General features: G+C 68.6%; 21 protein-coding genes. 15 read left to right on the top strand and 6 right to left on the bottom strand.

What is annotated here, in order from left to right:
- Positions 1-169: 169 nt before the first annotated feature.
- Positions 170-916, top strand: a complete 747-nt coding sequence (locus ABD658_RS06985; protein WP_344684358.1) for a hypothetical protein — start codon at positions 170-172, stop codon at positions 914-916.
- A 175-nt stretch (positions 917-1,091) separates the two neighbouring features.
- On the opposite strand, the gene ABD658_RS06980 is transcribed toward ABD658_RS06985, so the two are convergent.
- The 5 genes from ABD658_RS06980 to ABD658_RS06960 form a co-directional block, all read right to left on the bottom strand.
- Complete coding sequence (locus ABD658_RS06980; protein WP_344684357.1) at positions 1,092-1,298, bottom strand: hypothetical protein; 207 nt, start codon at positions 1,296-1,298, stop codon at positions 1,092-1,094.
- 4 nt (positions 1,299-1,302) lie between these two features.
- Positions 1,303-1,806, bottom strand: coding sequence for an SRPBCC domain-containing protein (locus ABD658_RS06975; RefSeq protein WP_344684356.1), 504 nt, complete (start codon positions 1,804-1,806; stop codon positions 1,303-1,305).
- A gap of 28 nt (positions 1,807-1,834) precedes the next feature.
- Positions 1,835-2,551: a DUF899 domain-containing protein gene (locus ABD658_RS06970; RefSeq protein ID WP_344744171.1), complete on the bottom strand. Its 717-nt coding sequence runs from the start codon at positions 2,549-2,551 to the stop codon at positions 1,835-1,837.
- 154 nt (positions 2,552-2,705) lie between these two features.
- Positions 2,706-3,254 carry a hypothetical protein gene (locus tag ABD658_RS06965; protein WP_344684354.1) on the bottom strand — a complete coding sequence of 183 codons (549 nt, stop codon included), beginning with the start codon at positions 3,252-3,254 and terminating at the stop codon, positions 2,706-2,708.
- Positions 3,251-4,975, bottom strand: coding sequence for a PspC domain-containing protein (locus ABD658_RS06960; protein WP_344684353.1), 1,725 nt, complete (start codon positions 4,973-4,975; stop codon positions 3,251-3,253). Before ABD658_RS06960 ends, ABD658_RS06965 begins: the two co-directional genes overlap by 4 nt.
- Before the next feature lie 135 nt (positions 4,976-5,110).
- On the opposite strand from ABD658_RS06960, the gene ABD658_RS06955 reads away from it, so the two are divergent.
- The gene (locus ABD658_RS06955; protein WP_344684352.1) at positions 5,111-6,415 is read left to right on the top strand and encodes an ATP-binding protein; all 1,305 of its coding nucleotides are present in this window, start codon (positions 5,111-5,113) and stop codon (positions 6,413-6,415) included.
- Entirely contained in the window at positions 6,408-7,064 is a 657-nt protein-coding gene (locus ABD658_RS06950; protein ID WP_311024512.1) for a LuxR C-terminal-related transcriptional regulator, read from the top strand. The genes ABD658_RS06955 and ABD658_RS06950 overlap by 8 nt, the downstream gene beginning before the upstream one ends.
- A gap of 176 nt (positions 7,065-7,240) precedes the next feature.
- On the opposite strand, the gene ABD658_RS06945 is transcribed toward ABD658_RS06950, so the two are convergent.
- A complete protein-coding gene (locus ABD658_RS06945; protein WP_344684351.1) occupies positions 7,241-9,559 on the bottom strand; it encodes a glycoside hydrolase family 3 C-terminal domain-containing protein in 2,319 nt (772 codons plus the stop codon).
- Between the two features lie 139 nt (positions 9,560-9,698).
- Here ABD658_RS06945 and ABD658_RS06940 point away from each other — a divergent pair, with 139 nt between their 5' ends.
- The 12 genes from ABD658_RS06940 (at position 9,699) to rplW (ending at position 26,867) form a co-directional block, all read left to right on the top strand.
- Positions 9,699-10,331: a TetR/AcrR family transcriptional regulator gene (locus ABD658_RS06940; protein ID WP_344744151.1), complete on the top strand. Its 633-nt coding sequence runs from the start codon at positions 9,699-9,701 to the stop codon at positions 10,329-10,331.
- A gap of 380 nt (positions 10,332-10,711) precedes the next feature.
- A complete protein-coding gene (gene rpoB / locus ABD658_RS06935; RefSeq protein ID WP_425574494.1) occupies positions 10,712-14,215 on the top strand; it encodes a DNA-directed RNA polymerase subunit beta in 3,504 nt (1,167 codons plus the stop codon).
- A 90-nt stretch (positions 14,216-14,305) separates the two neighbouring features.
- A complete protein-coding gene (locus ABD658_RS06930; RefSeq protein ID WP_344684349.1) occupies positions 14,306-18,193 on the top strand; it encodes a DNA-directed RNA polymerase subunit beta' in 3,888 nt (1,295 codons plus the stop codon).
- A gap of 204 nt (positions 18,194-18,397) precedes the next feature.
- Positions 18,398-19,438: a DUF4349 domain-containing protein gene (locus tag ABD658_RS06925; protein ID WP_344684348.1), complete on the top strand. Its 1,041-nt coding sequence runs from the start codon at positions 18,398-18,400 to the stop codon at positions 19,436-19,438.
- A gap of 349 nt (positions 19,439-19,787) precedes the next feature.
- On the top strand, positions 19,788-20,162 hold the full coding sequence (gene rpsL / locus ABD658_RS06920) for a 30S ribosomal protein S12 (RefSeq protein WP_070161800.1): 375 nt from the start codon (positions 19,788-19,790) through the stop codon (positions 20,160-20,162).
- On the top strand, positions 20,162-20,632 hold the full coding sequence (rpsG, locus tag ABD658_RS06915) for a 30S ribosomal protein S7 (protein WP_070161799.1): 471 nt from the start codon (positions 20,162-20,164) through the stop codon (positions 20,630-20,632). Before rpsL ends, rpsG begins: the two co-directional genes overlap by 1 nt.
- 162 nt (positions 20,633-20,794) lie before the next feature.
- Entirely contained in the window at positions 20,795-22,909 is a 2,115-nt protein-coding gene (fusA, locus tag ABD658_RS06910) for an elongation factor G (protein WP_070161796.1), read from the top strand.
- Positions 22,910-23,177: 268 nt separating this feature from the next.
- Positions 23,178-24,368 carry an elongation factor Tu gene (tuf, locus tag ABD658_RS06905; protein WP_070161794.1) on the top strand — a complete coding sequence of 397 codons (1,191 nt, stop codon included), beginning with the start codon at positions 23,178-23,180 and terminating at the stop codon, positions 24,366-24,368.
- Between the two features lie 576 nt (positions 24,369-24,944).
- Positions 24,945-25,253, top strand: a complete 309-nt coding sequence (gene rpsJ, locus ABD658_RS06900) for a 30S ribosomal protein S10 (RefSeq protein WP_022871716.1) — start codon at positions 24,945-24,947, stop codon at positions 25,251-25,253.
- 23 nt (positions 25,254-25,276) lie between these two features.
- Positions 25,277-25,939, top strand: coding sequence for a 50S ribosomal protein L3 (rplC, locus tag ABD658_RS06895; protein WP_344684347.1), 663 nt, complete (start codon positions 25,277-25,279; stop codon positions 25,937-25,939).
- A gap of 5 nt (positions 25,940-25,944) precedes the next feature.
- Positions 25,945-26,565, top strand: coding sequence for a 50S ribosomal protein L4 (gene rplD / locus ABD658_RS06890; RefSeq protein ID WP_311024507.1), 621 nt, complete (start codon positions 25,945-25,947; stop codon positions 26,563-26,565).
- Complete coding sequence (gene rplW, locus ABD658_RS06885) at positions 26,562-26,867, top strand: 50S ribosomal protein L23 (protein ID WP_070161789.1); 306 nt, start codon at positions 26,562-26,564, stop codon at positions 26,865-26,867. Before rplD ends, rplW begins: the two co-directional genes overlap by 4 nt.
- Positions 26,868-26,901: the final 34 nt, after the last annotated feature.

Below are 26,901 nucleotides of genomic sequence, written 5' to 3'. Positions count from 1 at the left end.
TGCTCATACGACGGATCCCCGGGAGCCAGGCAGCACGCCTGACACCCGGGGATCCGTCTGTCTGCGGGCGCCGACGCGCTGACGCGGCACCGGCACCCTCTCCCCCTGGGGCGGCAGAGGGCAGTAGCATGTGGCTGACGAGGACCGATCGAACGGACAAGGGGGCGCGATGGCGTTGATCAGGACGAAACAGGCTCTGGTGGGCGTGCTGGGCATCGGAGCACTGGCGCTGGCTTCCTGCGCGGTGGCCGATGACTCCGAGGGCGAGACTGAGGAGAACGGCGCCGCACAGGAGGAGACCGACGGCCAGGACGCCCCAGACGGTGGCTCCGGTGACGACGACGGCGCCGACACCTCCGACGACGCTGCCGACGACGGTGCGGAGGAGGAGACCGAGGAGGAGACCGAGGAGGATCACGCCGCGGATGAGCACCTCGATGGGGAGCTCAGCGGGGACCGGGTGGACCCGGACGCCTTCGAGGTGCCGCTGGACGAGCAGAGCCAGGCCATCGGCGCCCGGGCCTGGCAGTTCGAGACTCCCAGTGGCCGGCACACGTGCAGCCTGGGGCGTTCAGGCCAGGCCGCGGCTCCGGCCGCGGTCTGCTACATGAGTTTCGACGAGGACGTCCAGCCCGAGCCGGACGACCAGGGCCGTGAGCGCCACCCGTCCCTGCTGGAGTCCGACGTGGGGCTCTACGGCTACGAGGGGCCCGTCTACCCCCAGTTCGAGTCTTCTGAGGTGCCGACGCTGAACTACGGCGAGGTCCTCGAGGTCGAGGGGCTGGCCTGCACGGTCGGCGAGGACGCCATCACGTGCATCGCCGGGGACAACTGGATGCAGGTCTCCCGCAGCGGCTACGAGTTCTCTGATGACTCTGAAGAGTCTGATGGGGAGGACACCGGCGCGGACGCCTGACCGGGTGGGGCGGTCACCGACCGCCCCACCTCACTCCGCCGCCTCCACCGGCGAAGCCGCCAGAGGTGCTGACCACGGTGCCCACCGAAGCCCCGAAGGAGTGCCCGAGGCGCCGCTGGTGGAGCATCCTGCCCCCGGATTCGGAGGAGGCGGTCCAGCAGGATCTCCTCATAGGTCAGCAGGTGATCCTGCTCGCGGCGCTCCGGAACCGGGCGATCACGAATCCGGTGTCCTTGCCGTCGGCCGTGCCCTTCCGGGCACCGGCGGAGGCTGGCTCTGAAGCCCCGGTGATGCGGATGTGACCGCCGGCGGTGAGGTCCAGCAGCGTCGCGGCGGGGCCCCCGAGTGCCAGGACGGTGCAGGACAGGGAAGAGCGACGCATGCGATCACCGAGTGCGTGAGGTGACGTGCACGTCCAGCGTGGCCAGCGAGGTCTCCAGGAAGTCCGCGCCGAAGGGCGGCATGCCTCCGATCTCCGCGCGGACATGCGCCGGGGTGGCCGACCAGTCATAGGTCAGCCGGACCTCGGTGCCCGCGCCGTGGGGTGCGAGGTCGTAGCGCCAGATCCAGCCGCCGACGTCGGGCTGTCCTGCGGCGCCGTACTGGCCGGGCTCCGAGGCGATGGCCCGGTCCTGCCCGAAGAGGACCACTCTGTTGTGCATGACGTAGTCGCCGCCGGCATTGACGTGGTGCATGGCCATCCCGAAGATCTGTCCCACACGGGTCACCGGTTCGGAGGAGATCGCCTCCCTGACCCAGTCGGAGGGCTCGGTGTACTGGTGCTGGTCGGGGTCGGTGAGCACGGCGAAGATCCTGGCGGCCGGGGCCTCGATCAGCCGGTCCCTGTGCAGGGCCTCCTCCGAGGCTCCGTGGGCCCGCCGCCGTCTCATGGCCGCTCATCCTCATGGCCGCTCATCCTCATGGCCGCTCATCCTCCTGCGGCCCGTCGTCCTCGCGGCCGCTCCCATAGAGCCGGGCGACCTCCTCGGAGCCCAACCATCCGCTGTAGGTGGGGCCCTGGGGCCATCCCTCCGGAGAGTCCTGCCACCGTTCCTGCCGTCCGTAGGGCAGCACGTCCACCAGCGCGAAGGTGTGGCTGAGCTGCTCGGTCCCGCGTCCGGAGGAGTGCCAGGTGCGGTAGACGTCGTCGCCGTCGCGGAGGAAGACGTTGAGGGCGAAGCCTCCGCCCGGCGGGGCGCCGACGTCGGCGCCGAAGCTGCTGTCGGCGGTGGAGTACCAGGTCATCCGGTTGCCGACCTTCTCCCGATACGCCAGGGCATCATGGATCTCACCCTGGGTGACGATCACGAACCGGGCGTCGTAGTGCCGGAGGAAGTCGAGGCGGGTGAACTGGGAGGTGTAGCCGGTGCAGCCGCCGCACTGCCACTCGGCGCCCGGAGTCCACATGTGGTGGTAGGTGATCAGCTGGGAGGCCCCGTCGAAGATCTCCGCGAGCCGCACGGGGCCATGCTCACCGGCGAGCGTGTAGTCGGGCATCTTCACCATCGGGAGGCGACGACGTTGCGCGGCGACGGCGTCCAGCTCGCGGGTGACCGCCTTCTCCCGGGTGCGCAGTCGCTCCAGCTCCTGCTCCCAGATCTGCTGGTCCACCACCGGCGGCATGGCCCTGTCCATGATGCGCTCCCTGCGTTCGACGGCGACGCTCACCCCGCTCACCCCATGTCACTCCATGGCATCGGCGGGCTCTGAGGGTAGGCCGGACGCTTCGCGGGCTGTCAAGGATCGCAGGCCGGGACGTCTCCGCGAGCGCTCCGAACCATGGCCCGGTTCAGAGCCTGACGCCGGGACGGGGGCGCAGGCCTCCGACGACCAGGGCCAGTCCGGCCACCGCGCAGATGCCCAGGGCCACCATCAGCGGGTCGATCATGACGTTGAGCACCACGGCGGCCAACACCCACAGTGCCAGCATCAGGCAGATCAGGGCGAAGACCGCCTGCCCGATCCGGGGTCGGCCGCGCCGGCGTCCGGGGGACTTCCCGGGTGCGGCCGCAGCGGCCGGGGCGGAGGGAGACTCGGCGGAGGCCGCCTGCTGCATCTCGGCCCGCTCGTACCAGCGGGGGCGACGCTCGGGCTCCTTCCAGGTGAACTCCTGCTCGCTCTGGGCCCTCAGGGAGTCGGCCAGCAGGGCGTCGACGTCCTCGGGCTCCGGCGGCAGGGGGATGGTCGGTCGGGTCGGGGACGCGGCAGAGGATGCGGCGCCCGTCGGTGAGTCGGCCGGTGATCCGGCGGACTGCGGGGAGTCAGGGGAGTCAGGAGGCTCTGGGGACGCGCGGCGGTCGGGGGAAGTGGTGCGGGGCTCGTCGTGGTCGTGGATCATCGGTCGGCTCCTTCCAGGTCTGCGGCGGTCTCGGCCTGCGTCACGCCGCCCGGGACGGGATAGGTCTCGAACGCCGCCGCATCGGTCAGGTCTCCGGCACCGGCACCTGCACCAGCTCCGGCACCTGCACCGGCTCCGGCGGCGTCGCTGTCGTCGTGCTGCCCGCCGATGTCACCTTCGACCTGCTCCGCATAGGTGGTCGCGTCGTAGATCTCCACGCTGTTGAAGGCGGTGTTGGCCGTCAGCAGGATCTGCAGATCCGCATCCTCGTCACCGATCCGGTGCTCGGTGACCTCGGCTCCGCGGGAGCTGCGCTGCTCGTCCTGGGTATGGATGTCGAGCCGACCCAGCGCCTGACGGGACTGGACGATCAGCGTGGAGTCGTCGGGGATGACCACGGTGGTGCGGGCGAAGGCGGAGTTCAGCTCGGCGTGGACCACCTCGGTGACGCCAGGCTCGCCACGTCCGGCGAGGTGGCGCAGGTCCATGGTGGTGTTCGCGAAAGCTGAGTTCAGCGACTCGGCGTCGCTGGTGTAGCTGCCGAACGCCACGTTCGAGCCGCTCACAGAGGGTGCGCTGCCGGGATTCTGGTGGACGAAGAAGGTCAGCAGCATCGCCACGGTGGCCACCGTCAGCAGGAAGCCGTGCCCGCGCCTGCCGCGCAGTGCCCCCAGCAGGTGTAGCAGAGCCAGCACGGAGACCAGGCCCACCAGTCCGGCCAGCACCGCGGAGGTGCCGGAGACGCCCAGGACCCACATCGCGGCCAGCACGCCGGAGGCTGCGGCCAGCAACAGACCGAAGGCGATCATGCGCCGACGCCGGGCCTCTTCCAGGACTCGGGGGTCCCAGGCCACGGCGGCGCCGGCAGGCGCGTCCTGGTGCGGACTGCGGGGGGCGGACGTCCCGGCGGCGCCGGAGGTGCTGCCCGGACCGCCTCCGGAGCCGCTGTCGGCGTCGGAGGCCGTCTCTTTCGGGTACCAGGCCGGGCGCCCGTCATCACGGACGGATGATGAGCTCCCGGCCTGCGCTTTTCCCTGGGCGTCGTCCTCCTTCACCTGCGCGGAGGCCGCCCGCGCGGCGCGGCGCGCCTCATGACGGGCGTGACGGGAGGCCCGGCGAGTCTCCCGGCGGGCCTCCCGGTCCGCCTCCCGCTGCGCCTCACGGCGGAACGCGGCGTCGTCTCCGTATCCGCCCGGCCCGGACGAGGAGCCCGCCGGGGCGCAGTGCGGGCCGCCGTCCTCCGCGGTGTGCCGACGCATCAGGGTGTAGACCACCCAGGCGACCACACCGATGATCACCAGGTTCAGCAGGATCGCGAACGGCCCGGCCAGGCTCAGCGGGGTGAAGACGTTGAGCGCGCCGATGACCGCCAGGGCGGCGCCGCCGACGAGCCCGCCGGTGAAGTCTCCGCGCAGCGCCTGCTGCGTCGGGATCCGGCCCTTCGAGTCCGGGATCAGGATCCACGCCAGGCCGTAGAGCAGGATCACCGGGGAGAAGAACAGCACGAGGGCCACGACGCCGAGGCCACGCACCAGGGTGGCGTCCCAGCGGAGCTTCTGCGCCAGCAGCGCCATGACGCCGCCGGCCCACCCGGTGTCCGGACGGGTCAGGCCGGTGGAGCGGATCCAGTCGAAGAACTGGTGGCCGGCCTCAGGCCGGGGGTCCGGCGCCTCCGGCCGTGGCCGGGCGCCCTCATCGTGGGGAGTGGTCGAGTCATCCATGCCTCCAGCTTCCTCCGCCCCCGGGGGTCTCCGCTATGGGGGTCCACCCTGATCCGACCCTGATCCTTCCCTCAGAAGCCCGGAATTCCGGGCGACGACGGGTCTCAGGGTCTCCCGCCGTGGCAGGATGGAACCATGGTCACGGACACCGAACGGCCCCCGCTGCGCCGGGGCACCGGCACCCCCGTGGCCGGCGTGTGCCTGGGCGTCTCCCGGCACCTCGGAGTGTCCCTGCCGGTGGTCCGCGCGGTGATGATCGGCCTGGCCATCGCGGGAGGCGTAGGGATCCTCCTGTACTGCTGGCTGTGGATCTTCGTGCCGTCGGAGGACGAGCCGGAGGCCACCGCCGGGGTGCGCGGTCTCTCCGGCCCGGCGGTGGACGGCGAAGGGCCGCCCGGTGCGGAGCCCGCGTCCGACGGCGCGGCGCGTGACGGGACCCAGGGAGCCGCCGACCCGGGGGAACGCATCCGCCGGGTCCTGGACTCGTTGACCAGCTCGCCGGAGGTGCTGCTGGGCGGCCTGCTGCTCGGTGCGGCCGCCCTGCTGGCGCTGTCCCTGGCCGGGGTCGAGATGAACTGGCGGCTCTTCGGGCCGCCCGCGGTGATCCTGGTCGGGATCCTCCTGGCCTGGTCCCAGGTCGACAAGACCGGCCGTGGCGGCGCCGACCACACCACGCTGTGGCAGATCGCCGGTGGGGCAGGGCTCGTGGTGGTCGCGCTGCTGGTCATCGCCGGCGGCTTCGTACCGGGCGGGGACCTGCTGCTGGGACTCATCGTGGCCATGATGCTGCTGGCCGGGATCGCCCTGGTGATCGCCCCGTGGCTGATCCGCCTGTACCGCACCGCCACCACTGAACGGGCCCGCGCGGCCGCGGAGGCCGAGCGGGCGGACATCGCCGCCCACCTGCACGACTCGGTGCTGCAGACGCTGGCGATGATCCAGAAGCAGCGTCACGACCCCGCGGCCGTGGAGCGGCTCGCCCGCAGCCAGGAGCGGCAGCTGCGAGGCTGGTTGTACCGCCAGCAGGAGCACGAGTCCGGCACGCTGAAGGACCAGCTCACCGCGGCCGCCGCCGAACTGGAGGAGATGCATGACGGCACGGTGGAGGTCGTCGCCGTCGGCGAGTCCCGGCGTCAGGACCACCGTGTGCTGGTGGCCGCAGTCCGGGAGGCGATCGTCAACGCCCTGAAGCACGCCGGGCCGGCGTCGGTGTATGTGGAGTCCGACGCCGCCCAGGACGCGGTCTTCGTCCGTGACCGGGGCCCAGGGTTCGACCTCGAGGGGATCGAGGAGGACCGCCTCGGAGTCCGGGAGTCCATCATCGGCAGGATGCGTCGGGCCGGCGGCGAGGCTCGCATCCGTTCGAACGGCCGAGGCACCGAGGTGCAGCTGTTCATGCCGGTCGACGCCGCCGTCGAGGAGGAGAACGGCCATGACTGAGCTGCATCGGGTGGTGATCGTGGACGACCACGCCATCTTCCGCGCCGGGTTGCGCGCCGAGCTGGACGGTCGGGTCGCCGTCGTCGGGGAGGCCCACGACGTCGACTCCGCGGTGCTGGCGGTGCGCGAGCACCTGCCTGAGGTGGTGCTGCTGGACGTACACCTGCCGGGTGGGACCGGCGGCGGGGGAGCGGAGGTGGTGGCGGGCTGCCGTGACCTGCTGGAGGACGTGCGGTTCCTGGCGATCAGCGTCTCGGACCAGGCCGAGGACGTGGTTTCGGTCATCCGCGCCGGCGCCCGCGGGTACGTCACCAAGACCATCAGCTCGGACGACCTGGTCGACGCGGTCGCGGCCGTCGCCGGGGGAGACGCGGTCTTCTCCCCACGGCTGGCCGGGTTTGTGCTGGACGCCTTCGGCACCTCCTCGGTGGCCCAGGACGTCCGGGACGAGGAGCTGGATCTGCTCTCCGCCCGGGAGGTGGAGGTCATGCGGCTCATCGCGCGGGGCTACACCTACCGGGAGATCGCCTCGGACCTGTTCATCTCCGTCAAGACGGTGGAGTCCCACGTCTCCAAGGTGCTGCGCAAGCTGCAGCTGTCCTCTCGGCATGAGCTGACTCGCTGGGCCGAGCAGCGCCGCATCGTCTGAAGTCTGGGCGTCCGCCCCCTCGAGGGGGCCCGGCCCGTCCCCGCCGGATCCGTCTGTCCCCAGGGTATTCCGGAGTGTCCTGAGACTTCACACCAGGGTATTCCGGAGGGACGGACGAACCGGACGGGGACGGAGGGGCTCGGACGGAGTGCCCGCCGTCTCCCGGCCCAGCCGGTTCAGCCCCGCCGGGTGCGCGCGATCAGCCCGTCGACCCACTCCTGGTCCATCCCGCTGGTGGAGAATCCGCCGAGCCGTCCCAGAGGGAAGGACTCCAACATCCGCATCAGGCCCTCGGCGCTGAAGACGTCGCCGCCTCCGCCGGACTGGGCCGCCTCCTGCACCGCTTCGCGCACCAGCGGACCGGTGAGTGGGTGGGCCAGGGCGTCGCCGAGTGTGGACTCCCGGGTCAGTGGGACGGCCACCTCGTCGCCAGGCACCTCCACCCTCGTCTCCTGGCGCAGATCGCGGGAGGACGCGCCGACGGCGACGACGTGCTCGCCGCCCTCCACCACCCATCGGTCCAGACGGCGGTCCCAGTGGGCCAGGTCCTGGCGCGGCACGCGCAGCTCCACGATCTGGGATGCTCCGGCCTGCAGGGCCACGGTGGTGAAGGCCTTGAGCTCACGCGGGGCCCGAGCCACCGTGGAGCCGGGGCGGCCCACATAGACCTGGACCACCTCGTGCCCGTCGCGCTCGCCGGTGTTGGTGATCGTCGCCCGGACGCGCAGCTCGTCCGCCTTGACCGAGACGTCCAGGTCGGTGTGCTCGAAGCGCGTATAGCTCAGGCCGTGGCCGAACGGGAAGGCCACCTCGAGGTCACGGGCGTCGTACCAGCGGTAGCCCACGAAGACTCCTTCCCCGTAGCGGACGTGCCCGTGCTCGCCGGGGAAGTCCAGGTAGGCGGGAGAGTCGGCCAGCCGCAGCGGGATGGTCTCGGTGAGCCGTCCTGAGGGATTGGCCGTCCCGTAGAGCAGATCGGCGGTGGCGGATCCGCCGGCCTGGCCGAGCAGCCAGCCCTCCAGGATCGCCGGCACCGTCTGGGCGAAGGGCAGCGCCACGACGCCGCCGTGGGAGAGCACCACCACGGTGCGGGGGTTGGCCTCCACAACGGCCTCGAGCAGGTTCAGCTGCTCGGCGGGCAGGTCGAGGTGCTCCCGGTCGAAGCCTTCGGACTCGTCGGCGGCGGGCAGTCCCAGGAAGACGACGGCGACGTCGACAGCGCCGGCGGCCTCCGCCGCCTCGGCGCGCAGGGACTGGGCCGTCCCGGAGGCGGTCTCCTCGGCGCCTTCCAGGGGGAAGCCCGGGGCGAACCGGACCTCGGCCCGGGACGCCGCAGTGATGGCGGTCAGCGCGTCGTCCACCCGGGTCGGGTTGATCTGTGAGCTGCCGGCGCCCTGGTAGCGCGGAGTGCGGGCGAACTCGCCGATGACCGCCACGGAGGCGCAGGCATCCAGCGGCAGGATCTCGTCGTCGTTCTTCAGCAGCACGGCGGAGCGTGCGGCGGCCTCGCGGGCCAGCGCGTGGTGTGCCTGGACGTCGACGTCCACCGCCGGCGTGCGGGCCCCGGCCTGGACCTTCTGCACCAGCTCCACCACGCGCGCCGCGCAGCGGTCCAGGGCCGCCTCGTCGAGGTCGCCCTCCTGCACCGCGGCGATGACCTGCTCCTGGCTGGCGCCTCCGGTGGTCGGCATCTCCAGGTCCAGTCCAGCTCGCAGCGCCTCGACTCGGTCGCCGACGGCGAACCAGTCGGAGATCACCAGGCCGTCGAAGCCCCACTGGTCGCGCAGCACTTCCGTGAGCAGCCAGGGGTCCTCGGAGGCCGAGACGCCGTTGATCCTGTTGTAGGCGCTCATCACCGTCCACGGGCGGGCGGAGGCGACCGCCCGTTCGAAGCCGCGCAGATAGATCTCCCGCAGGGGGCGGGCGTCCACGTCGCTGGAGACGCGCATGCGGTCATGCTCCTGGTTGTTCGCCGCGAAGTGCTTCAGGCATGCGCCCACGCCGCGGGACTGGATGCCTCGGGTGACGGCGGCGGCGAGCTCGCCGGAGACCAGGGGGTCCTCGGAGAAGTATTCGAAGCTGCGGCCGCACAGCGGGGAGCGCTTGATGTTCAGGCCCGGGCCCAGCACGACGCCGACCCCTTCGGCGCGGGCCTCGGCGCCGATGGCGGCGCCGACGCGTTCGGCCAGGTCGGTGTCGAAGGCGGAGCCCAGGGCCACCGCGGGCGGGAAGCAGGTGGCGGGGACGCTCTGCTCCAGGCCCAGATGGTCGGCGGCTCCGCCCTGCTTGCGGAGTCCGTGGGGGCCGTCGGTGACCATGATCGCCGGGATCCCGGCCTCCTCGACGGCGGCGGTGGTCCAGAAGGTGGCGCCCGTGACCAGCTCGGCCTTCTGCTCCAGGCTCAGGCGGGCGACGACGTCGCGGGGCTCGGCATCGGCGAAGAGGTCGGGGGAGCTGTCGGTGCCGAGGGAGGAAGGTGTGGCGGGTGTGGTCATGAGGGGTCCTTCCGGAGCGGAGATGGGAGAGGTGGACGGACGACCCGGAGTTGATGTGGTCCGCCTCACTGTCCAAAACTGTACGCCACTCGGTTTTCGTGCGGCAAGCGTCGGCGGACGGGGCCGTAGAATCGCCGCCATGGGGAGACGAGGGTCCTATGCCAAAGGCCTGGCCAGGCGCCGAGAGATCCTGCGCACCGCTTTGGAGGTCATCGCCCGCAGCGGCTACTCCAGCGCTTCCGTGCGGGAACTGGCCGATGCCGTCGGGCTGAGCCAGGCGGGGCTGCTGCATCACTTCGGCACGAAGGAGGAGCTCTTCATCGAGGTGCTGCGCGCTCGGGACGAGGTCGACGCCGCCGTCGCGGCGGGCGACCCCGCGCCGCGCCGGAGCGCGCCGGACGGGTCGGCGCCGGGCGGGCCCGATCTGGCCGCCGCACCCCTGGAGCTGGGGCGCTTCGTGGAGATCCTCCGGCGCAATGCCGAGGTGCCGGGTCTGATCCACCTCTATACGCGGCTGCAGGCGGAGGCGGCGGACTCCGGGCATCCCGCCCATGAGTACTTCCGTACGCGCCAGCAGCGCGTGCTGGCCGGGCTCGCCCGCGCCGTGCGCGCCGCTCAGCTCCAGAGGGACGTGCATCCGGAGCTGGATCCGGAGGAGACGGCCCTGGAGCTCGTCGCGCTGGCCGACGGCCTCCAGGCCCAGTGGCTGCTGGATCCGCGCGTGGACATGGCCGCGGTGATGGCCCGGCATCTGGAGCGGCTCCGGCCCTGAGGCGGTGCCGCCGTCACCTCACTGAGCCCCGCCGCGCCCGCGCGCGGCGCATGCGTGACCGCGGCGCCGGTGCTAGAATCTTGCCTCGGAACTCAGTCCCGCCGGTTCGGCGTCGGACGTCCGCCTCTCATCGACACCGCCGGTGCGTGTGATCTCCACGACGCGGCGTTGCGCGTCTGCGTACTCGTCGTTTATGCTGTACTTTTGCGCCTCCCCTCTATGCGCGTGCCTTCAAATAGCGGTGGGCACCTGCATCGTCTCCTCCTCACAGCTGGACCGCCTGACGTCTGCCCGGCGTCGGATCGGCCAGACACCGTCCGCGTGCGCGGGGACGGGGAAGCGTGCCAAGGAAGCTACGAAGGTCTGTGGAAGGATCCCTCTTGGTCGCCTCGAGCACCTCAATTCAAACCGCTGCCTCGGCCCGTACCGCTGAATACGCCGGCCGACTCTCATTCGCAAAGATCCACGAACCCCTCGATGTCCCGGAGCTTCTGGCTCTGCAGATCGACTCCTTCGACCGCCTGGTGGGCAACGATCGCTGGGCCGCCCGCGTGGAGGAGGCCCGCCAGAAGGGCATCAAGGGCGTCTCCGACACCTCGGGCCTGGCGGACATCTTCGAAGAGATGTCCCCCATCGAGGACTTCCAGGGCACCATGTCCCTGAGCTTCTCCGAGCCGGAATTCGCCGACCCGAAGATGCCGATGGCCGAGTGCAAGGAGCGCGACACCACCTACGCGGCTCCGCTGTACGTCAAGGCCGAGTTCATGAACCACAACACCGGCGAGATCAAGCAGCAGACGGTGTTCATGGGCGACTTCCCGCTGATGACCGACCGCGGCACGTTCATCATCAACGGCACCGAGCGCGTCGTCGTCTCGCAGCTGGTCCGTTCCCCGGGCGCCTACTTCGAGCGCACCCCGGACAAGACCAGCGACAAGGACATCTTCACCGCGAAGATCATCCCGTCCCGCGGCGCGTGGTTCGAGCTGGAGATCGACAAGCGCGACCAGGTCGGCGTGCGTCTGGACCGCAAGCGCAAGCAGCCGGTCACCGCACTGCTGAAGGCGCTGGGCTGGACCGAGTCCCGCATCATCGAGGAGTTCGGCGACTACGACTCCATCCGCGCCACCCTGGAGAAGGACACCTTCGAGACCCAGGACGACGCGCTGCTGGACATCTACCGCAAGCTGCGTCCGGGAGAGCCGCCGACGGTCGAAGCCGCCGAGGGCCTGCTCAAGGGCCTGTACTTCACTCCGAAGCGCTACGACCTCGCGAAGGTGGGCCGCTACAAGCTCAACCGCAAGCTGGGCGTGGACAAGGACTTCGCCGACGCCGACGCCTCGGTGCTCACCGAGCAGGACATCGTGGCGATGATCCACTACCTGTGCGCGGTGCACGCCGGCCGCGAGACCATCAAGGGTCTGCGCGACGGCGAGCAGATCGACCTGCCCGTGCAGATCGATGACATCGACCACTTCGGCAACCGTCGCATCCGTGCGGTGGGCGAGCTGATCGAGAACCAGGTCCGCACGGGCCTGTCTCGCATGGAGCGGGTGGTGCGTGAGCGCATGACCACCCAGGACGTGGAGGCGATTACCCCGCAGACGCTGATCAACATCCGTCCCGTGGTGGCCTCCATCAAGGAGTTCTTCGGCACCTCGCAGCTCTCGCAGTTCATGGACCAGAACAACCCGCTGGCCGGTCTGACGCACAAGCGGCGTCTGAACGCGCTGGGCCCGGGCGGTCTGTCCCGTGACCGCGCGGGCATGGAGGTCCGTGACGTCCACCCGTCGCACTACGGCCGCATGTGCCCGATCGAGACCCCTGAAGGTCCGAACATCGGTCTGATCGGCTCGCTGGCGACCTATGGGCGTATCAACCGCTTCGGCTTCATCGAGACGCCGTACCGCAAGGTCGTCGACGGCAAGGTCACCGAGGAGATCGAGTACCTGACCGCCGATGACGAGCTGGCGGCCCAGATCGCTCAGGCCAACGCGCCGCTGACTGAGGACGGCTCCTTCGTTGAGGAGCAGGTCCTGTGCCGTCAGCGCGGTGGTGAGGGCGAGCCGGTGCTGGTCGGCGCCGAGGACATCGACTACATGGACGTCTCTCCGCGCCAGATGGTGTCGGTGGCGACCGCCCTGATCCCGTTCCTGGAGCACGACGACGCCAACCGCGCGCTCATGGGTGCCAACATGCAGCGCCAGGCGGTGCCGCTGCTGGAGTCCGAGTCCCCGGTGGTCGGCACGGGCATGGAGAAGTACGTCGCAGTCGACGCCGGCGACTCCGTGACCGCCGAGCAGGCCGGCGTGGTCACCAAGGTCGCGGCGGACCTGGTCTCCGTCATGAATGACGACGGCACCATGACGCACTACCCGATCATGAAGTTCGAGCGCTCGAACCAGGGCAACACCTACAACCAGCGTGTCCGGGTTTCCGAGGGCGACCGGGTGGAGCGGCAGTCGATCATCGCCGACGGTCCGTCCACGGAGTACGGCGAGATCGCCCTGGGCAAGAACCTGCTGGTCGCGTTCATGTCCTGGGAGGGCCACAACTTCGAGGACGCGATCATCCTGTCGCAGCGCCTGGTGCAGGACGACGTCCTGACCTCGATCCACATCGAGGAGCACGAGGTGGACGCGCGCGACACCAAGCTGGGCGCGGAGGAGATCACCCGGGACATCCCGAACGTCTCGGACGAGATGCTCTCCCAGCTGGACGAGCGCGGCATCATCCACATCGGTGCCGAGGTCGAGGCCGGGGACATCCTGGTCGGCCGTGTGACCCCGAAGGGTGAGACGGAGCTGACCCCGGAGGAGCGCCTGCTGCGCGCCATCTTCGGCGAGAAGTCCCGCGAGGTCCGTGACACCTCCCTGAAGGTGCCCCACGGCGAGTCCGGCACCGTGATCGGTGTGCGCATCTTCGACGCGGAGGACGGCGACGAGCTGCCTCCGGGCGTGAACCAGCTGGTGCGCGTCTACGTGGCCCAGAAGCGCAAGATCACCGACGGCGACAAGCTCGCCGGCCGTCACGGCAACAAGGGTGTGATCTCCAAGATCCTGCCAGTCGAGGACATGCCGTTCCTGGCCGACGGGACCCCGGTCGACGTCGTGCTCAACCCGCTGGGTGTGCCCGGTCGTATGAACATCGGTCAGGTCATGGAGCTGCACCTGGGCTGGGCCGCGAAGCAGGGTTGGACCATCGAGGGCGAGCCCGAGTGGCTGAAGAACCTGCCGAACCTGCCGCGCGAGACCGGGCCGACCAAGGTCGCCACTCCGGTGTTCGACGGTGCCGAGGCGGACGAGCTCACCGGCATCCTCGCTTCGACCAACACCACCCGCGACGGTGAGCGGCTGGTCGGGCCCGACGGCAAGGCCCAGCTGTTCGACGGCCGCTCCGGCGAGCCGTTCCCGGACGGGATCTCGGTCGGCTACATGTACATCCTGAAGCTGCACCACCTGGTCGACGACAAGATCCACGCCCGCTCGACCGGTCCCTACTCGATGATCACCCAGCAGCCGCTCGGTGGTAAGGCGCAGTTCGGCGGTCAGCGCTTCGGCGAGATGGAGGTCTGGGCCCTGGAGGCGTACGGCTCGGCCTACACCCTGCAGGAGCTGCTGACCATCAAGTCGGATGACATCCACGGCCGTGTGAAGGTCTACGAGGCCATCGTCAAGGGCGAGAACATTCCGGAGCCCGGTGTTCCGGAGTCGTTCAAGGTCCTGATCAAGGAGATGCAGTCGCTCTGCCTGAACGTGGAGGTCCTCTCCGCCGACGGCAGCGCGATCGAGATGCGTGACGCGGAGGAGTCCGGGTTCAGCGCCGCCGAGGAGCTGGGCATCGACCTCTCCCGTGCGGAGCCCAGCTCGGTCGAAGAGGTCTGAGCCTCACCCGCGCCGTCGCCGGCTGAGAGCAGTCGGCGACGGCAGTCATCGCGTCACGAATCTTGAGAGAGAAAAGAGAGACACAGGACTATGTCCAACGAATCCTCATTCGGCACCATGCGCATCGCGCTGGCCACCGGTGACGACATCCGCAGCTGGTCCCACGGTGAGGTCAAGAAGCCGGAGACCATCAACTACCGCACCCTGAAGCCGGAGAAGGACGGACTCTTCTGCGAGAAGATCTTCGGACCGTCGCGGGACTGGGAGTGCTACTGCGGGAAGTACAAGCGGGTGCGCTTCAAGGGCATCATCTGTGAGCGCTGCGGCGTCGAGGTGACCCGTGCCAAGGTGCGTCGTGAGCGGATGGGCCACATCCAGCTCGCCGCCCCGGTGACCCACATCTGGTACTTCAAGGGTGTGCCCTCGCGTCTGGGCTACCTGCTGGACCTGGCTCCGAAGGACCTGGAGAAGGTCATCTACTTCGCGGCCTACATGATCACCTCCGTGGACGAGGACCGTCGTCACGAGGACCTGCCGAACCTGCAGGCCGAGTACGACCAGGAGGTCAAGCACCTGGCGGACCAGCGCGACGCGGACATCGCCGCCGTCGCGAAGGACCTGGAGGACGACCTCGAGCGCCTGGAGGGCGAGGGTGCCAAGGCCGCGGAGAAGAAGAAGGCCCGCGACGCCGCCGACAAGCAGATGGCGCAGATCCGCAAGCGCGCCGACGCCGAGATCGAGCAGCTGGAGAGGGTCTGGGACCGCTTCAAGAACCTCAAGGTCTCGGACCTGGAGGGCGACGAGGCGCTGTTCCGCGAGCTGCGGGCCCGCTACGGCCAGTACTTCGAGGGCTTCATGGGCGCCGAGGCGATCCAGAAGCGTCTGGCGACCTTCGACATGGACGCCGAGGCCGAGAAGCTGCGGGAGACCATCAGCACCGGCAAGGGCCAGCGCAAGACCCGCGCCCTGAAGCGTCTGAAGGTCCTCAACGCGTTCCTGTCCACCGGCAACTCGCCGGAGGGCATGGTGCTCGACGCCGTGCCGGTGATCCCGCCGGAGATCCGTCCGATGGTCCAGCTGGACGGCGGCCGCTTCGCGACCTCCGACCTCAACGACCTGTACCGCCGGGTGATCAACCGCAACAACCGTCTGAAGCGTCTGCTGGACCTGGGTGCTCCGGAGATCATCGTCAACAACGAGAAGCGCATGCTCCAGGAGGCTGTGGACTCGCTGTTCGACAACGGTCGTCGCGGTCGTCCGGTCACCGGGCCGGGCAACCGTCCGCTGAAGTCGCTGTCCGACATGCTCAAGGGCAAGCAGGGACGCTTCCGTCAGAACCTGCTGGGCAAGCGCGTGGACTACTCGGGCCGTTCGGTCATCGTGGTCGGCCCCCAGCTGCAGCTGCACCAGTGCGGTCTGCCGAAGCAGATGGCGTTGGAGCTGTTCAAGCCCTTCGTCATGAAGCGCCTGGTGGACCTCAACCACGCTCAGAACATCAAGTCCGCCAAGCGGATGGTGGAGCGTCAGCGCTCCCAGGTCTGGGACGTGCTCGAAGAGATCATCACCGAGCACCCGGTGCTGCTGAACCGTGCCCCCACCCTGCACCGTCTGGGCATCCAGGCCTTCGAGCCGCAGCTGGTGGAGGGCAAGGCCCTGCAGCTGCACCCGCTGGTCTGTGCGGCGTTCAACGCGGACTTCGACGGCGACCAGATGGCGGTGCACCTGCCGCTGAGCCCGGAGGCCCAGGCCGAGGCGCGCATCCTGATGCTGTCCTCGAACAACATCCTGAAGCCCTCGGACGGCCGCCCGGTGGCCCTGCCCTCGCAGGACATGATCATCGGTCTGCACCACCTCACCACCGTCCGGGAGGACGAGGTCGGCGCCGGTCGTGCCTTCGCCTCCGTGGGTGAGGCGCAGATGGCCTTCGACCTGAAGGAGCTGCACCTCAACGCTCCGGTGTCCATCGCGGTGGAGAACTTCGTCCCCTCGGCCGCTGTTCCCGCTCCCGAGGGCTGGGAGCAGGGCCAGCGGGCCGTCATCCGGACCACGCTGGGCAAGGTGAAGTTCAACGAGCTGCTGCCGGCGGACTATCCCTGGCAGGACACGGCCGCGGACAAGGGTCAGCTCTCCGCGCTGATCAACGACCTCGCCGAGCGGTACCCCACCGTGGCGACGGCGCGCACCCTGGACAACCTCAAGGACGCCGGCTTCTACTGGTCGACGCGTTCGGGCGTGACGGTGGCCATCTCGGACATCACCTCCGACATGGACAAGCAGTCCATCATGGACGCCTATGAGGACCAGGCCGCCAAGGTCCAGTCGCAGTACGACATGGGTCTGATCGGCGACGACGAGCGTCACGCCGAGCTGGTGGAGATCTGGTCCAAGGCGACCGACGAGGTGGCCGGTGCCATGCAGAAGGGCATGGACGAGCTCAACAACATCAACCGGATGGTGACCTCGGGTGCTCGAGGCAACTGGCTCCAGGTCCGGCAGATCGCCGGGATCCGTGGTCTGGTGACCAACCCGCGCGGTGACATCATTCCGCGGCCCATCAAGTCCTCCTACCGAGAGGGCCTGTCGGTCCTCGAGTACTTCATCGCGACCCACGGTGCCCGTAAGGGTCTGGCGGACACCGCGCTGAAGACCGCGAACTCCGGGTACCTGACCCGTCGTCTGGTGGACGTCTCCCAGGACGTCATCGTCCGCGAGGAGGACTGCGGCACGTCGCGCGGCCTGACCGTGCCGATCGCTGTGGCCGACGAGAACGGCGAGCTGAAGCTCCACGAGGCCGTCGAGAACTCCGCCTACGCGCGGACTCTCGCCGTCGACGTCGTGGACGCCGAGGGCACCGTGCTCGCCGAGGGCGGCACCGATGTGGGCGACGTCCTCATCGCACGGCTGTTCGAGGCTGGCGTGACCGAGATCAAGGTCCGCTCCGTGCTGACCTGTGAGTCGCCGGTGGGCACCTGCTCGCTGTGCTACGGCCGGTCGCTGGCCACGGGCAAGACCGTGGACATCGGTGAGGCCGTGGGCATCATCGCGGCCCAGTCCATCGGTGAGCCCGGCACGCAGCTGACGATGCGTACCTTCCACACCGGTGGTATCGCGTCGGCGGACGACATCACCCAGGGTCTGCCCCGTATTCAGGAGCTCTTCGAGGCCCGCACCCCCAAGGGTGTGGCGCCGATCGCCGAGACCGCCGGCCGTGTGCGTCTCGAGGATGCGGACAAGCAGCTGCGCCTCGTGCTCACCCCGGACGACGGTTCGGAGGAGCAGGCCTACCCGGTGCTGCGTCGTGCCCGTCTGCTGGTGGAGGACGGCCAGCACGTCGAGGTCGGCCAGCAGCTGGTGGCCGGTGCGGTGGACCCGAAGCAGGTCCTCCGCGTGCTCGGCCCGCGGGCTGCGCAGAAGTTCCTGGTCTCCGAGGTCCAGGACGTCTACCAGTCCCAGGGTGTGGGCATCCACGACAAGCACGTGGAGGTCATCGTCCGGCAGATGCTGCGGCGCATCACCGTCATCGAGTCCGGCGGCACGGACCTGCTGCCCGGTGAGCTGACCGACCGGTTCCGCTTCCAGCGGGAGAACCGGAAGGCCGTGGCCGAGGGTCGCCAGCCGGCCTCCGGTCGTGACGAGCTGATGGGCATCACCAAGGCCTCGCTGGCCACGGACTCGTGGCTGTCGGCGGCTTCCTTCCAGGAGACCACCCGTGTCCTGACCCAGGCGGCGATGGAGGGCAAGTCCGACCCGCTGCTGGGCCTGAAGGAGAACGTGATCATCGGTAAGCTCATCCCGGCCGGCACCGGTCTGGACCGCTACACGCAGTCGGCGGTGGAGCCCACGGAGGAGGCCAAGGCGAACCTGTTCACCGGGCCGAGCCTCTACGGCTCCAGCTTCGACTACGCCGGCGCGGAGGGTGAGGGAGAGTTCCACGCCATCCCGTTGGATGACTACAACACTGAGGTCGACTTCCGCTGACCTCCGCGCACCGCGGGCTGCCACAGTCTGAGGTGAGCACTCGAGAGCCCGGACCCTGCCAGGGGTCCGGGCTCTCGTGCGTCTGAGACGCGTCGACCGCCAGGGCAGGGTGTCGGTGAAGGGCCCCCGGGCTCTTGTCCTCGCCCGTCGCTGCTGTCATCATGGATTCACAGTTGCAAAGTTCAGGCGGCGGAGGGGCGGATCATGAGGGCGACGGGAAGGGCGCGCGGGGCCGGCGGAGCGGTCCTGCGGGGGCTGCAAGCGGTGGCCGCGCTGGTGGTGGCGGTGCTCCTGCTGACCGGATGCGGAGCCGGTGACGGCGAGGCGGACGGGGCGGAAGGCGGGGAGTGGGCCGTGGATCACGAGGCGGCCGAAGACTCTGCGCCGGAGGCGCCGGGCCAGGAGCGCACCCGCCCGGACGCCGACGCGGAGGATCGAGAGGTGGTCACCACAGCCTCCGCCGAGGTGGAGGTCCGCGACGTCGCCGAGGCGGTGACGGACGTCGTCGAGCAGGTCGAGCGGTATGGCGGTCATGTGGAGGCACGCCGGGAGAGCACCGACGACGACGGTCGGCTCAGCCTGGCGACTCTGACGCTGCGAGTGCCGGCCGAGGATCTCGCCGAGCTGCTGGACGACCTCGAGGGCCTCGGCGACGTCCATGACCTGAGTCAGCGCGCTCAGGACGTCACCGGGACTGCTCGCGATCTGGATGCCCGGATCGAGGCGCTGGAGATCTCGGTGGATCGCCTCCTGGAGATCATGGAGCAGGCGGAGACCAGCGAGGAGCTGCTCGCGGCGGAGACCACGCTGAGCGACCGTCAGGCGGAGCTGGAGTCTCTGGTGTCACAGCGGGATGCGTTGGCGGATCAGGTGGAGATGTCGACCCTGCGGCTCGAGCTCATCGACGGACGCGTCGCCGCGGTGCGCGCCGACGGATTCGTGGGCGGTCTCCAGTCCGGCTGGAACGGGCTGCTGCGCACCGCCGACGGGGTGCTGGTGGTGGCCGGGGTGCTCGTGCCCTGGATCCCCGTGCTGGTGGTGGCTGGTGTCGGCGTCGGGTGGCTGGTCCGGCGGGACCGCCGGCGTCGGGAGCTGCGTCGGCAGGCGTGGGCAGGTGTGGCCGTGCCGCAGGCAGAGGTCGCCGCGTCAGGTACGGCGTCCGACGAGGAGGCGGTGCGCAAGGAGATGCCGGACGAGGAGAGGCCGGACGAGGAGGCTGATACGGGTGGGGGAGCGGTCCGCTGAAGGCCTGCGGAAGTGCCCTCCATGCTCTGTGATGGGCCGCGGCGGATGCTCACCGGCTGCATGCCGGACGGGGTGCCGCAGGGGCGCAGGGTCCCGCCGGTCGCCCCGTTTCGCCAGGATCCGCCGCAGCTGGTATCGTTGACTCGATTGTTTCTGTGTGGCAGAGGGACTCGGTCCGGGTTGCGGGGAAGGTGCGCAACGAATGCCACATTTTTGCACGCCCAGGGGCTTTTCCCGCGGATCGTGTCAGAACCGATCGCACGCGGGATCTTCAGAGCATCCCTCAGCTCGACCGGTCTGCGGCCCGTCCACAGATCGTCAAGCCCGAACCACGTATGGAGAACGCATAGTGCCTACTATTCAGCAGCTGGTGCGCAAGGGGCGCACTCCCAAGGTTGCCAAGAACAAGACCCCTGCCCTGCAGGGCAGCCCGATGCGTCGCGGTGTCTGCACCCGTGTGTACACCACGACCCCGAAGAAGCCGAACTCCGCACTCCGGAAGGTCGCCCGTGTGCGCCTGAACGGCGGCGTCGAGGTCACCGCGTACATCCCCGGCGAGGGGCACAACCTGCAGGAGCACTCGATCGTGCTCGTGCGCGGCGGTCGTGTGAAGGACCTCCCCGGTGTCCGCTACAAGATCGTCCGCGGCGCCCTCGACACCCAGGGTGTCAAGGGTCGCGGCCAGGCCCGCAGCCGCTACGGTGCGAAGAAGGAGAAGAAGTAATGCCTCGTAAGGGACCCGCACCCAAGCGCCCGCTCGTCCAGGACCCCGTCCACGGCTCCCCGCTGGTCACCCAGCTGATCAACAAGGTGCTCGTCGACGGCAAGAAGTCCACCGCCGAGCGCATCGTCTACGGCGCCCTCGAGGGCGTCCACAAGAAGACCGGCGAGGACGCCGTCGGCATCCTGAAGAAGGCCATGGACAACGTCCGCCCGGCCCTCGAGGTCCGCTCCCGCCGCGTCGGCGGCGCCACCTACCAGGTGCCCGTCGAGGTCAAGCCGGGTCGCGCCACCGCGCTGGCGCTGCGCTGGCTGGTCGGCTATGCCAAGGACCGCCGCGAGAAGACGATGACCGAGCGCCTCATGAACGAGATCCTCGACGCCTCCAACGGCCTCGGCGCCGCTGTGAAGCGCCGCGAGGACACGCACAAGATGGCCGAGTCCAACAAGGCCTTCGCCCACTACCGCTGGTGAGCGGGCGTCTGCGCGGAGCATCCCGCCCGTGCCCGGTCGGCCGCCGTCCTGCGGGACGAGGCTTCACCGGTGCGGGCGGGCCGCGTAGGCTGAACGGAGTCGGCGGCCCCGCCGGCGGCTCCACCCTTTTGAGAGAGACCTGAGAGGACAAGGGGATCAACCGTGGCACAAGACGTGCTCACCGACCTGAAGAAGGTCCGCAACATCGGCATCATGGCTCACATCGATGCCGGTAAGACCACCACGACCGAACGCATCCTGTTCTACACGGGCATCAACCACAAGATCGGTGAGACCCACGACGGCGCGTCGACGACGGACTGGATGGAGCAGGAGAAGGAGCGCGGCATCACGATCACCTCTGCCGCGGTGACCTGCTTCTGGGAGAACAACCAGATCAACATCATCGACACTCCGGGCCACGTCGACTTCACCGTCGAGGTGGAGCGCTCCCTGCGCGTGCTCGACGGCGCCGTCGCCGTGTTCGACGGCAAGGAAGGTGTGGAGCCGCAGTCCGAGACCGTGTGGCGCCAGGCCGACAAGTACAACGTGCCGCGCATCTGCTTCGTCAACAAGATGGACAAGCTGGGTGCGGACTTCTACTTCACCGTCGACACCATCGTCGAGCGCCTGGGTGCCAAGCCGCTGGTCATGCAGCTGCCGATCGGTGCCGAGAGCGACTTCATCGGCGTCATCGACCTGCTCCAGATGAAGGCCCTGGTGTGGCCGGGTGACGCCAAGGGTGACGTGACCATGGGTGCGGAGTACGAGACCCGTGAGATCCCCGAGGACCTGCAGGAGCGCGCGGAGGAGTACCGCAACCAGCTCGTGGAGGCCGTGGCCGAGGCCGACGAGGAGCTCATGGAGAAGTACCTCGAGGGCGAGGAGCTCAGCATCGATGAGCTCAAGGTCGGCATCCGCAAGCTCACGGTCGCGGGCGAGGCCTACCCGGTCTTCTGCGGCTCCGCGTTCAAGAACCGCGGCGTGCAGCCGATGCTGGACGCCGTCGTGGACTACCTGCCGTCGCCGGCGGACGTCGAGTCCATGGAGGGCCACAAGCCGGGCGACGAGGAGGCCATCCTCACCCGCCGCCCGTCCAAGGACGAGCCGTTCGCGGCGCTGGCGTTCAAGATCGCCTCGCACCCGTTCTTCGGCACCCTGACCTTCATCCGGGTGTACTCCGGTCAGCTGTCCTCCGGCGCGCAGATCCTCAACTCCACCAAGGGGAAGAAGGAGCGCATCGGCAAGCTGTTCCAGATGCACGCCAACAAGGAGAACCCGGTGGAGGAGGTGCAGGCCGGCCACATCTACGCGGTGATCGGTCTGAAGGACACCACCACGGGTGACACCCTGTGCAACCCGGAGCAGCCGATCGTGCTCGAGTCGATGACCTTCCCCGAGCCGGTCATCAACGTGGCTATCGAGCCGAAGTCCAAGGGTGACCAGGAGAAGCTGTCGACCGCCATCCAGAAGCTGGTGGCGGAGGACCCGACCTTCACCGTCTCTCTCGACGACGAGACCGGCCAGACCGTCATCGGCGGCATGGGCGAGCTCCACCTGGACGTCTTCGTGGACCGCATGAAGCGCGAGTTCAAGGTCGAGGCCAACGTCGGCAAGCCGCAGGTGGCCTACCGCGAGACGATCAAGAAGCGCGTCGAGAAGGTCGAGTACACCCACAAGAAGCAGACGGGCGGTTCCGGTCAGTTCGCGAAGGTGCTCGTCAACTTCGAGCCGCTGGACACCAGCGAGGGCGAGCTCTACGAGTTCGAGAACAAGGTCACCGGTGGTCGCATCCCGCGTGAGTACATCCCCTCGGTGGACGCCGGCATCCAGGACGCCATGCAGCTGGGCGTGCTGGCCGGGTACCCGATGGTCGGCGTCAAGGCCGAGCTCACCGATGGTGCCTACCACGACGTCGACTCCTCCGAGATGGCCTTCAAGCTGGCCGGCTCCCAGGTGTTCAAGGAGGGCGTGAAGCGGGCCAACCCGGTGCTGCTCGAGCCCATGATGGCCGTCGAGGTCCGTACTCCCGAGGAGTACATGGGCGATGTCATCGGTGACCTGAACTCGCGCCGTGGTCAGATCCAGTCCATGGACGACGCCTCCGGTGTCAAGGTCGTCAAGGCCGCGGTGCCGCTGTCGGAGATGTTCGGCTACATCGGTGAGCTGCGTTCGCGCACTCAGGGCCGCGCGGTCTTCACCATGTCGTTCGACTCCTATGCCGAGGTTCCCAAGGCCGTGGCCGAGGAGATCATCGAGAAGAGCCGCGGCGAGTGAGGTGACCCCTCGCGCCTGACGCTCATCGTCCGCTTCCCCCGGGGACCGTCCCGGTCGCCGGGGGAAGCGGACCGAGGGCGGGATGAGCTCCGGAGTCGTCCCGTCGTCGCAACACCCATGCGGGAACCGGTGAACCCGGGCCCGCAGGCCATCCGGAGAATTTCACCAAATACCATGCGCCCCAGTAGACTTGCGAGAGTTTCAGCCTGTTCACCTGTGCGGCTGATAGCAAGTCTTCTGACCTGAACAAGTTCTATAGGAGGAACCTGTGGCCAAGGCAAAGTTCGAGCGGACCAAGCCGCACCTCAACATCGGCACCATCGGTCACGTCGACCACGGCAAGACCACTCTGACCGCCGCCATCTCCAAGGTGCTGGGTGACAAGTACCCGGACCTGAACGAGCAGCGTGACTTCGCGTCCATCGACAACGCTCCCGAGGAGCGCGAGCGCGGCATCACGATCAACGTCTCCCACGTCGAGTACCAGACCGAGAAGCGTCACTACGCGCACGTCGACGCTCCCGGCCACGCCGACTACGTGAAGAACATGATCACCGGTGCCGCTCAGATGGACGGTGCGATCCTCGTGGTCGCCGCCACCGACGGTCCGATGGCCCAGACCCGTGAGCACGTCCTCCTGGCCCGCCAGGTCGGCGTCCCCGCGCTGCTGGTCGCCCTCAACAAGGCCGACATGGTCGAGGACGAGGAGCTGCTGGACCTCGTCGAGATGGAGGTCCGCGAGCTGCTGTCGGACCAGGAGTTCGACGGCGACAACGCTCCGGTCATCCGCACCTCCGGTCTGAAGGCCCTCGAGGGCGACGCCGAGTGGGTCAAGACCGTCGAGGACCTGATGGACGCCGTCGACGAGTTCATCCCGGAGCCGGAGCGCGACAAGGACAAGCCGTTCCTGATGCCGATCGAGGACGTCTTCACCATCACCGGTCGCGGCACCGTGGTCACCGGTCGCGCCGAGCGCGGCACCCTGTCGATCAACTCCGAGATCGAGATCATCGGTATCCGCGAGAAGCAGAAGACCACCGTCACGGGCATCGAGATGTTCCACAAGCAGCTCGACGAGGCCTGGGCCGGCGAGAACTGCGGTCTGCTGCTGCGCGGTCTGAAGCGTGACGACGTGGAGCGCGGCCAGGTCGTCGCCGCTCCGGGCTCGATCACCCCGCACACCGACTTCGAGGCGAACGTCTACATCCTGTCCAAGGACGAGGGCGGCCGTCACAACCCCTTCTACACCAACTACCGTCCGCAGTTCTACTTCCGGACCACGGACGTGACCGGTGTGATCTCCCTGCCGGAGGGCACCGAGATGGTCATGCCCGGTGACAACACCGAGATGACCGTGGAGCTCATCCAGCCCATCGCCATGGAGGAGGGCCTCGGCTTCGCCATCCGCGAGGGTGGCCGCACCGTCGGCTCCGGTCGTGTGACCAAGATCCTGAAGTGATCTGATCCCCCCGGCTGATCCGCAGGAGGGCCCAGGTCAGGACCTGACCTCCTCCTGAGGGCGCACAAGGGCCCCCGATGTCCACCAGGACGTCGGGGGCCCTTGTTTTGCGTGCTGGAGGTTTTTCTGTCAAGATGGACAAGTTGCTCACGGACGAGTGCGCCCTGAGATGGCTGCGGCAGGCGATATGATCGCCGGCCCGCTCCCCAGGGGTCGCCCGAATCCCGGTGTCATCAGGCGCCGATGAGCTGTCAATCTGATCGAAGTCCAGCCCGATCTGCGCGGTGTGTCCTGCTGTGCGCGGAGTTCTCCGCTCATCAAAGCGACACGCCCGACCGCGGGGGTCGGAGTCCGGCGGGGCGAGCAGCCCGTCATCATGACGGGTTCGGCCTGACCGGGGTGTGCATCACGGCCTTGCCTGATGCGCAGTCCACAACTGCAGAAGGGGAGTGCCGCTCAGGCCTGTCGCGAGACGGGGATGGGGCGATGCCTTTTCTGGGAGCGTGATGCTCTGCCGCAGCGGTGGACTGCGAGAAGACCAGACGAAGAAGCACTGACCAGAAAGAGGCAGACGCCATGGCGGGACAGAAAATCCGCATCCGGCTGAAGTCGTATGACCACGAGGTCATCGACACCTCAGCCCGGAAGATCGTTGACACGGTCACGCGCGCAGGTGCGACGGTAGTGGGCCCCGTGCCGCTGCCCACCGAGAAGAACGTGTACGCCGTGATCCGTTCTCCCCACAAGTACAAGGACAGCCGCGAGCACTTCGAGATGCGCACCCACAAGCGCCTCATCGACATCGTCGACCCCACCCCCAAGGCGGTCGACTCGTTGATGCGACTCGACCTGCCTGCAGATGTCAACATCGAGATCAAGCTCTGAAGCAGGGAGGTGCTGAGAGAACTATGACCAACATTTCCCGCGTCGAACTGAACGTCAAGGGACTGCTGGGCACGAAGCTCGGCATGACCCAGGTCTGGGACGAGGACAACAACCTCGTTCCGGTCACTGTCGTCCAGGCCGACTCCAATGTCATCACGCAGGTCCGCACTGACGAGACCGACGGCTACAACGCGGTGCAGATCGGCTACGGCCAGATCGACCCGCGCAAGGTCACCAAGCCGCTGGCGGGCCACTTCGCCAAGGCCGGTGTGACCCCGCGTCGCCACCTCGTCGAGGTCCGCACCGCCGACTCCTCTGCCTATGAGGCCGGCCAGAACCTCTCCGTCGAAGCCTTTGAGGCCGGCCAGAAGGTCGACGTCGTCGGCAAGACCAAGGGCAAGGGCTTCGCCGGCGTCATGAAGCGTCACGGCTTCGCCGGTGTGGGCGCCTCGCACGGTCAGCACAAGAACCACCGCAAGCCGGGCTCGATCGGTGGCGCCGCCACTCCGGGTCGCGTCTTCAAGGGTCTGCGCATGGCCGGCCGCATGGGCAACGAGCGCCACACCACGCACAACCTCACCGTCCACGCGGTGGACGCCGAGAAGAACCTGCTGCTCATCAAGGGCGCCGTCCCCGGTGCTCGCGGCCAGGTCGTCCTGGTCCGCACGGCAGTGAAGGGAGCATGATCCACATGGCCAACAAGGTTTCCGTCGACCTCCCTGCCGAGGTCTTCGACGCCAAGACCAACGTCGCCCTGATCCACCAGGTCGTGGTCGCGCAGCAGGCTGCAGCCCGTCAGGGCACGCACAAGGTCAAGACCCGTGCGGAGGTGTCCGGCACCACGGCGAAGCCGTTCCGCCAGAAGGGCACCGGCCGCGCGCGCCAGGGTTCGATGATCGCCCCGCACATGATCGGCGGCGGCATCGTCCACGGCCCGACCCCGCGCAGCTACGCCCAGCGCACCCCCAAGAAGATGAAGGCCGCCGCTCTGCGCGGCGCCCTCTCCAACCGGGCGCGCAACGGACGGATCCACGTCGTGGACGCTCTGGTCTCTGAGACCCCGTCCACCAAGGCCGCCAAGGAGGCCCTGGCCTCCCTGGGCGGCGCGAACCGCAACTGGCTGGTCGTGATCGACCGCAGCGACGACGTCGCCGCGCTGTCGACCCGCAACCTGCCGCACGTCCACACGCTGTACTCGGACCAGCTGAACACCTATGACGTCGTCGTCTCTGACGACGTGGTGTTCACCCAGGCCGGCTATGACGCCTTCCTCGCGCAGCAGGCGGGCGCCGAGAAGGAGGAGACGAAGTGAGCGTCCTGACCGAGAAAGACCCCCGGGACGTGGTCATCGCACCGGTCGTCTCGGAGAAGTCCTACGGCCTGATCGACGAGGGCAAGTACACCTTCCTCGTCGACGTCAAGGCCACCAAGTCGGAGATCAAGTACGCCGTGGAGAAGATCTTCTCGGTGAAGGTCGACTCCGTCAACACCATCAACCGCCCGGGCAAGCGGAAGCGCACGCGCTTCGGCTGGGGATCTCGCAACGCCACCAAGCGCGCGATCATCACCCTGCGCGAGGGCAACATTGACATCTTCGGAGGTCCGCTGGGCTGAGCCCCGCGGAGACCACTTAATCGAGGAAGAAGAA

Source organism: Nesterenkonia aethiopica, from assembly GCF_039534665.1.
Lineage (GTDB): Bacteria > Actinomycetota > Actinomycetes > Actinomycetales > Micrococcaceae > Nesterenkonia > Nesterenkonia aethiopica.
Note: the sequence above shows the minus strand (reverse complement) of the source record. Positions and strands in the feature narration are given on the sequence as shown.